The following is a 4,216-nucleotide window of genomic DNA, read 5'->3' as shown; positions in this document are numbered from 1 at the left end:
TGAACAGACTGATAAGGGGATGGGTTAACTACTTTCGTATAGGACATGCCTCAAGATGGTTTTCCAAACTGAGGGACTACATAATCAAGAGAGTAAGGAGATTCATCAGGAGGAAGCAGAACAAGGCAGGGTTTGGATGGAAGGCCATCAAGAGGGAGTATCTTTATAAAGACCTTGGGCTGTATAACGACTACCGAGTTTCATGGCGAAGGGCTTGAAGGTGAAGGGTTGTCCGAGAGCCGTGTTAAAAAAAAATGGAAAAAAATGGGGACACATCCCATATAAATGGAAAAAAATGGGGACACATCCCATATTTTCCGATGACGATGAACGCTGAAAAACGGAAATATGGGATGTGTCCCTAATTTTCCTCATCTGGTAGCGCTGGTGGTGGAAGCGGTGGTGCAATAAGGCTTATTGCGAATACCATATCTGGTAGCGGGACCATTACTGCAAAAGGAGGTGAGCTTACAACCACAAGTAAAGGTGGACAGGGCCGCATAAGGCTCGAGGCAACAACAAATAACTTCACCCCTGGCACAGACCCTGCATATACCTATGGCCAGCCGAGTAGTGTCTTTGTTGCCAATGCACCGTCGCTTAAGATTACATCCATTGCAGGGACAAATGTGCCGGCAAGTCCAACAGGCTCTTATGCTCAACCCGACATGTTACTCCCGAGCACAACAACAAATCCTGTAACAGTAAATCTTTCAGCATCAAACATACCTACTGGGACAACAGTTAAAGTCTCTATGATCCCCCAGTATGGAAGCGCTACAGATGTGACAGCAACCTTAAGCCGGACAAATTCATCTTCCACAGCTTCAGCAAGTGTGAATCTGTCAACGAGTTATGCAAATGTAATCATGGCTCAGGCAACATTTACGCTGCTTACAGCCATGTTCTATGATAATGAAAAGATAGAAAAGGTTCGTGTTGCAGCAACAATGGGCAAGGAATCAGAAGTGGTTTATATAACAGAAACAGGAAAGGAGATAAAGGCAGAGGAATTAATGATTGCGGGTTTAGTAAAAAGATAACGGTCGTTGCGAGGGCGAAGCCCGTGGCAATCTCTGAGCGAAAAAACGAGATTCTTCGGGGCTACGCCCCTCAGAATGACAGAATTCTTTTATTGTCATTCTCTGGCTTGACCCCCGCATCAAGTGCGGGGCCTTTCCCCGATTTAATCGGGGGAACTATATAAAGAGCTGGATTCCCGATTAAATATTTCGGGAATGACATCTTGTGGTGGATGTCCAGTCAAGCATGCCCTCGATTCTGATCGGGGGCCGGGGAATGACAGAAATAGTAATACATAGGACATTAATTTACAGGGGTCAATAAATGATATTCAAACAATTTTTAGCAGTTAAAACTTTAAAAGGCAAGCCGCCATGGTGGCTTAAAAAGTGTCGGTTTTCAGTGACTAAGGCATCAGCCCCAACCCATTCAGTATATGCGGCAATCAAGGCGTCAGCCTCTTTAAATCCCTTTGTTTCATATTTTGCGCCTAATTCAAATGGAATAAGGAAATCGTCGTCAATAGCAGTGAGAATAGTAATAAATTTGATAAAATTATGGAATTCCTTAGGGGTTAAATTAGCCCTTACTTCCTCTACGATTGTTCGGCAGATGAAAATAGAATGTAAGGAGAGATTATCTATAAGAGATTTTAAAAGGGATTCACAACTTTCTTTTTTAAAAAATCCCAGGCCAAAAATATACTCATTGGCATCAAGGACGAACCGCAAGTTTTTTCTCCCAGAGTTTTTTTCTGATTTTGCGGAGATGTTCGATAACTTCTTCTTCGCTCCTTTCTGCGAAAGGAGAAGGTCTTTTAGATATACTCTGGCGCAGTTCGTCCCACAGTCTCTGGGCTTCTGCTTTTTTGCTTTTCATAATTTATTACCTCTTTTTAAAGATTACTATAGAGGTAAGGAGTTGTCAATATGGATGTTAAGACCCAAATTCCATTTTATGTATTCAGGGAGGTCATCATGAAAACAGGAAGGCTTATCCGGTATGTCATTTTGACCATCTTATTTATCCTTTTACTCTCTAAAACTGCCTTATCCTATGAAATCAGGATAGAAGGCAATATACCCCTTAAGGATAAGATCACAGGCCTATCAGTCAACCCTGTTACAGGTATAGCCCTGGCAATAAGCAGTGAGTCAAAGACCCTCTATCTCATCGCTCTCCCCTCATTAACAATAATAAATAGATTTCCCCTCACAGTAACCCCAACAGGCCTTGCAGTTGACACTATGAGGAACATTGCCATCATCTCCTCAAAGGATGGGACTCTTAATTTTATTGACCTTGAGACAGGCAATACTATCAAGACGCTTACTGTTAAACGTCATTCCGCACCCCCGATTAAGACCTTCGAGGGCATGCTTGATGCGGAATCCAGCACCATACAAACTATCGCCATCAATCCCAAAAGCGATACACTCTACATTGCCAATGGCTCCAGCCTCATGCTCATGGACTTAGAAACAGAGGCTATAACCAAAGGGACCCTACTCCCTTATGTCCCCATCAGTATGGCCATAGACCACAACCTCGGCTATCTCGTATTGTTGATTTCATCAGACATCAGGCATCCTGCATCAGGCATCCTGCATCTGTATAATGCAGATACCTTAGAGCCAATAACCTCTGGCATCGTGCATCCTGCATCAGGCATCGGATATTCAGGCATAGCAGTCAACCCCTCCACCCATATCGCAGTCCTAACAAACCCTTCTGACAATAGTATTACTGTAATCTCTCTATCATCATGCATCATGAATCCTGCATCTTGCATCAGTATCTTAGACACAATCCCCTTTTATGAAAATCCCAATGCCATTGCCATTGATCCCTCATGGAACATTGCCCTAATAGCCTACAGGGATGGCATTGCCCTCGTAAAGCTCGAAAACCCGATTCCAAAGATAGACCTTCTTATTCCCCAGGGCACAACTGCAGGCTCTCCTGAACTTGGCCTCTCCATTAAAGGCTCAAAATTCACAAGGGAATCGAGGGCAAGGTTTAACCTGAAAGAGTCAAGGACATTTTTTGAGAGCAATGAGAGCCTTAAGGCCATTGTCCCCTCAGAAGAGCTCTCTCAACCAGGGGATATACCTGTCAATGTAATAAATCCATCCCCTGGTGGTGGTATATCCAATACCCTTTTCTTTAATATATTAAATCCAGTCCCTGTTATAGATTCCCTCACCCCGGATACAGTAGGCCTGAGAAGCCCTCCTATTACACTTAAAGTCAGGGGCAAGAACTTTCTTCCCAGTGCAGTTGTCAATCTCAATGGCACAGACCTGAAGACCCGATTCATAAGCAGCATCTTACTTGAGGCAGAGCTAAATCCTCCTGACCTTAAGTCCCCTGGAAAATATATAGTAGTTGTTATCAATAAAGGTTACGGCATCTCTACATCAAACCCTGTATGGCTCAATGTGGTAGAAGAACTACCATCAGCCCTCAGCCCTCAGCCCTCAGGGATCAGGGATCAGAAATCAGACAAACATCCTGCATCAGGTATCGGACATCTCACAGGCAGGATTTTAAACACCCGTAAACAGCCCATTGAGGGTGTAACAGTTCAGATAAAAGGCATAAAGGCAGTTACAGATGCCAATGGTTATTTCACCCTTGAGAATGTTCCCTCAGGCAAGCAGCACCTCATGATACATGGCTCAGGAGCAATAGCAAAGTATAGAGAAACGCCTCATTTAAGGGAGAAAGAAAGCTATCATCCAACCATTCCACTCACAGTAGATATTGATGCAGACAGAATAAAAGAAATGCCATTCCAGATATATCTGCATAAGCAGAAAAACTGGGACTTCAAGGACATAAACCCGAATGAAGACACGATCCTTAAAGACCCAGATGTCCCGGGTGTAGAGATGAGGATTCCAAAGGGAGTAAAGATCACAGGATGGGATGGAAAGCCCAATCAGAGGGTCTCTGTAAGGACAGTCCCTACAGACAAGCTCCCTGTAAAACCCCTTCCACAGAATGCCTTTGTAAGGACAGTCTATATGTTCTATTTTGATAAAATCGGTGGTGGGACAGCAGATCAACCTATTCCCTTTAAGGCCCCCAATGACTTAGGCCTGCTTCCAGGGCAAAAGGCAGTTCTCTGGTATTACGATGAATCTCCAAATGAAGGAGAGGCACCCAATGACTGGGCAATAGCAGGGAC

6 protein-coding genes are annotated in these 4,216 nt (G+C 43.9%); 3 read left to right on the top strand and 3 right to left on the bottom strand.

What is annotated here, in order from left to right:
- The coding region (locus tag HZC12_00165; GenBank protein ID MBI5025151.1) for a hypothetical protein at positions 1-218 on the top strand (218 nt) is incomplete at its 5' end.
- A gap of 143 nt (positions 219-361) precedes the next feature.
- Here the strand turns inward: HZC12_00165 and HZC12_00160 are convergent.
- Positions 362-541, bottom strand: a complete 180-nt coding sequence (locus HZC12_00160) for a hypothetical protein (protein ID MBI5025150.1) — start codon at positions 539-541, stop codon at positions 362-364.
- 88 nt (positions 542-629) lie between these two features.
- Here HZC12_00160 and HZC12_00155 point away from each other — a divergent pair, with 88 nt between their 5' ends.
- Positions 630-1,043: a hypothetical protein gene (locus HZC12_00155; protein ID MBI5025149.1), complete on the top strand. Its 414-nt coding sequence runs from the start codon at positions 630-632 to the stop codon at positions 1,041-1,043.
- Between the two features lie 297 nt (positions 1,044-1,340).
- Here the strand turns inward: HZC12_00155 and HZC12_00150 are convergent, their stop codons facing one another.
- The gene (locus HZC12_00150; GenBank protein ID MBI5025148.1) at positions 1,341-1,754 is read right to left on the bottom strand and encodes a hypothetical protein; all 414 of its coding nucleotides are present in this window, start codon (positions 1,752-1,754) and stop codon (positions 1,341-1,343) included.
- Complete coding sequence (locus HZC12_00145; protein MBI5025147.1) at positions 1,738-1,902, bottom strand: hypothetical protein; 165 nt, start codon at positions 1,900-1,902, stop codon at positions 1,738-1,740. The genes HZC12_00150 and HZC12_00145 overlap by 17 nt, the downstream gene beginning before the upstream one ends.
- A gap of 50 nt (positions 1,903-1,952) precedes the next feature.
- Here HZC12_00145 and HZC12_00140 point away from each other — a divergent pair.
- Positions 1,953-4,216, top strand: a 2,264-nt coding sequence (locus HZC12_00140; protein ID MBI5025146.1) for a carboxypeptidase-like regulatory domain-containing protein, incomplete at its 3' end; no start/stop codon positions are given.

This window comes from Nitrospirota bacterium (assembly GCA_016214385.1).
Taxonomy (GTDB): domain Bacteria; phylum Nitrospirota; class Thermodesulfovibrionia; order UBA6902; family JACROP01; genus JACROP01.
This window is presented reverse-complemented; position numbering and strand designations above follow the sequence as displayed.

Coding starts and splice junctions, on each gene's coding strand:
- HZC12_00145 (MBI5025147.1), bottom strand. CDS start 1,902: ATGAAAAGCAAAAAAGCAGAAGCCCAGAGACTGTGGGACGAACTGCGC.